Origin of the sequence: Aeromonas cavernicola (assembly GCF_002795305.1) — a bacterium.
Taxonomy (GTDB): Bacteria; Pseudomonadota; Gammaproteobacteria; order Enterobacterales; family Aeromonadaceae; genus Aeromonas; species Aeromonas cavernicola.
The window spans coordinates 1-3,838 of sequence record NZ_PGGC01000041.1; the positions used below are offsets into that span (position 1 = coordinate 1).

The following is a 3,838-nucleotide window of genomic DNA, read 5'->3' on the forward strand; positions in this document are numbered from 1 at the left end:
GCAAGCCTGGCGTCAAAGACAAGATTGTTGATATGGCCTTCAACGGCTCAGGTGTTCGTGATACTGCTTGCGCCCTCAAGATAGGCTTTATCACCAGTGATGACTGGGGAAGCTATGCCAGAGAGGTGCCGAGCGAGATGCATCTGACTGGGAATATATTCACCCAGCGTATCGAGCGTAACAACCTGACGCTCAGCACGCGCATCAAGCGATTGGCTCGCAAGACCATCTGCTTCTCTCGTTCCGTTGAGCTCCACGAGAAAGTGATTGGTGCCTTTATCGAAAGGCATCATTTCAACTGATTGGAGGCGTTACCCTCCTTTATTCAGTCCCGCCTGGACCCGCCGACGAAGTGCCGGATCGCGGAACCAGTCGAGCATAAACAGCGTTCGTTCAATACGGCCAATTTCCCTCAGTGCTTTGGCAAGTCCGTTTTGCTTGGGGTAGCTGGCAAGCTTTTTCAGCATCAGGGATGCCGTCACTGTTCCCTGCTTTATCGAGGTTGCCAGGCGCAGCACTTCACGCCAGTGAATTTCGATCTCTTTCAGATTCAGGCTGGTTGTTGATATCAGTGACTGAAGCGCCGGGTATTGGTCTGCTTTCCCTTTGATAAACAGCTTCTTGTCGTGGAGATCCCTGATTCGTGGACAGAACGCAAAGCCCAGCAGATGCATCAGAGCAAAGACATGATCGGTGAAACCAGTTGTATCGGTGTAATGCTCCCTGATTTCCAGGTCGCTTTCGTGATACAGTAAGCCATCGAGAACATGGGTTGAATCCCTGACCCGACTGATTATGCAGGTGTAAAACGGGCTGTATTGATCCGAAATATGGGTATAAAACTGACGTCCAGGCTCCTGCCCATATTTCGGGTTAACCTGCCCTGCCCTGCGTAGCGGCCTGAGCTGCCTGTTCTGAAATTCTGTCTATCTGATGATGACGTTGTTCCGTCTCCCCAGAATGCCGCCAGTGGTCTTTTTCCCTGCGCATTTACCAGCTCAGCAAGAGCGGCTGAATAGGTTTCGTCGCGGATGTACCATGCCTGAATATCTTCGAGTGATGATTTGGTGCTCCCGGGGCAGGCTTCTGCCATTTTGGTCAGGCCAAGATTGATGCCATCCGCAAGAATGGTGGTGAGGAGCAGGCGGGTATCGGGACGGGTAATGTCATTTTTTATATGTGAAAAATGACGGGTAAACGTCGTCCAGCTGTTTACCTCGTCGAGAATTTCCGTGATTTTAGGTCGCGGTAGCATGCTGTAAACCAGTTCTGCCAGCGGCGAAACCTGTGCCGGAACGCAGTTATCCAGCGGAGAGACTTTTACGCCCTTGTCGGATATTTCCACATCGGGCAATTCACCAAGGGCAGCCATAGCATTGACCTCTTCAAGTCTGGACTGAAGCAGAGTCATACGGCTGGCAATGTACTCATGATAATCAGCAGATACGGGCAGTGCCGGTGTTAGTTTGTCAAAGTCCTTTTCGGGAATGAGGTAATCATCAAAATTTTTGTAGCGGCGTGAACCTTTAACCCAGATGTCCCCGGAGCGCAATGCACCCTTAAGCTCGCTGAGCGCACAAAATTCATAATACTGCCGGTCAATACCCGCAGGTGTAATCACCACCTTGCGCCAGCTTTCAGGGACAAACTCAAGCGGCGCAGTCGCCGGAACTTTACGTGACTGCTTCCGGTACATATCCTTGATCACAACCAACGCATCAGCCAGAGGTTGTGCTGCCGGGGTGGCGACTAACTGTAAAGCGGACAACATGCGCGGGGCATATTTCCGTAATGTGCTGTATTTCTCAGTAATAATATGCAGCGGGTCAAAATTATTTTTCCTGGCGAGATGGCGTGTTTCCTCCAGACTGGCGACAAATTGAGGCCATGGCAGTATGTTTTCTATTGCGAGCCATGGATCGCCACCGGAGTCGCGGGCATCAGACAGCGCCTGACCAACATCGATGTACTGCCTCAGTTTGGACTGGATCAGCTTTCCTGTCTGCTGAAGGCGCTCAGCCTGTGTTCTTTTGGCTTTGCTGAAAAGGCTGTTCAGCATCCGCTCATGCAGCTCAATCACTTCGTCTGTCAGTGTGGCTCTGGCTTCTTCCAGCACGCAGACCAGGAACGCATGACGGCGGGCTGCTGAAAATCGGGTCAAATCCCGGCTACTCATCTTTCGGCCTTCCCGCGCCAGTTTCAGCAACCGGTTCTGGTGAATGGTACGATCTATACCTTCAGGTAATGCCAGCGATTCAATGCTGCTGAGCCGATCAAGATGTTGCAGCACGTTCTTACCATTGATTTTACCCGGCGGTTGCAGAAGCCATGTCAGCCTGGAAGGCTGATTATTTGATGATTCAAGTAAACAATCCAGGGCATCCCTGTGCGCCGGAGTTAACGGGGCATTCAGAGTCTGAAATACGATTTTATCTCCGCCAGCCATGGCTTCCGCACAGGTACGCCCCACGACATCAATCGCGGGAATTATCACGTTGTTCTGCCGGAGCCAGGCCAGTAACTCTTCGGCCAGGAGAATACCTTTATCGGTGCGCGTCGCCATCGGCAGCAGGTGCGTAATACAGTCCTGCTGTATTTTGCCGGTGAACGCCTTTACGCCAAGATAGCGGTACAGTTCGGTTAAATGCTCACGCCGGGTCGTATCCCTGCCGGAAAGGTAAGCAGGCCAGAGATCCCCGGTAAGCTTTAGCCTGCTGGCGATATGCTTCAGCAGTGTATCAGAGGGTGGGATTTTTTTATCCGGAGCAAAGCCGACATTTTTCAGGTAGCAAAGAAGGACGGCAAAACCAAAACGGCTGGCAGGTTTACGGTGAGCACTGATAAGTGCCAGATCATGCTCACTGAAATAGGCCATTCGGGTCAGCGTTAACTCATCGTCTGGCAATGCCAGTAATGATTCTCTTTCCGACAGAGAAAGAATCTGCCTCCTTGCCATATAGTTTCCCTCATAAATTATTCGGTTCGGTATTTTTAACAAAAACACTTATCGCATAAGGGTACACCCTGACGCCACAACCAAAACGTGACGGTACATGATGAATGACATAACCTATATGCGATAGAATAAATGCAATAACCTAAATGCGACAATACGGTGAAAAAGTGTTCATCAGAGCTTATTTGAGGGCATCGACTGACGATCAGTTTGCCGGTCGGGCAAAAGAAATGCTGGAGCAGTTCGTCCAGGAGCGGGGGCATAAAATAGCCAGTTACTACCGGGAGAACATCAGCGGGACAAAACTTGATCGCCCGGAACTGGGTCGATTACTGATGGACAGTCACCGCAATGATATTTTGCTGGTCGAGCAGATAGACCGTCTGACCCGTCTGAGCAATAACGACTGGATGACGCTTAAAAAGCAGATAGAGCAACACGAGCTGCGGATTGTCAGTCTGGATGTGCCCACCTCATGGCAGGCACTGTCAGATAGAGAACCTTCGCAGGCTGATCCAATCACCCGCGCCGTGATAACCGCCATCAATAATATGCTTATCGACCTGATGGCCGCGATGTCACATAAAGACTGGCTGAGCCGCCGCCAGCGTCAAAAGCAGGGAATTGAACGGGCTCACACGCAGGGTAAATACCGCGGCAGGCAGGCTGATCATGATCGGCATCAGAAAGTGCTGTACTACCGACAGGTGAAAAAACTGAGTATCCGTGAAACCTCTGAGGCCACCGGATACAGCTGTTCTCAAATATGTCGAATTCAGGCACTATACCGGGATAATCAATAAGTTTAGGTCAAAATTCAGACTTAACGTACAATAATTTTCGATATCCAAACTGACCCCATCTCCATCGTGCAGCAGACCT

At 50.7% G+C, this 3,838-nt stretch carries 2 protein-coding genes and 1 pseudogene; 2 read left to right on the forward strand and 1 reads right to left on the reverse strand.

The genetic code is table 11. The features are described from left to right. Window positions 1–302, forward strand: a 302-nt coding sequence (locus tag CUC53_RS04595) for an IS1 family transposase (protein ID WP_236757865.1), incomplete at its 5' end; no start/stop codon positions are given. Window positions 303–317: 15 nt separating this feature from the next. Here the strand turns inward: CUC53_RS04595 and CUC53_RS04600 are convergent. Next, window positions 318–2,956: pseudogene (locus CUC53_RS04600) on the reverse strand (Tn3 family transposase); the annotation flags it as partial. Between the two features lie 146 nt (window positions 2,957–3,102). Here CUC53_RS04600 and CUC53_RS04605 point away from each other — a divergent pair. Beyond that, window positions 3,103–3,759 carry a recombinase family protein gene (locus CUC53_RS04605; protein ID WP_476692205.1) on the forward strand — a complete coding sequence of 219 codons (657 nt, stop codon included), beginning with the start codon at window positions 3,103–3,105 and terminating at the stop codon, window positions 3,757–3,759. Window positions 3,760–3,838 lie beyond the last annotated feature (79 nt).

Coding starts and splice junctions, on each gene's coding strand:
- CUC53_RS04605 (WP_476692205.1), top strand. CDS start 3,103: ATGCGACAATACGGTGAAAAAGTGTTCATCAGAGCTTATTTGAGGGCA.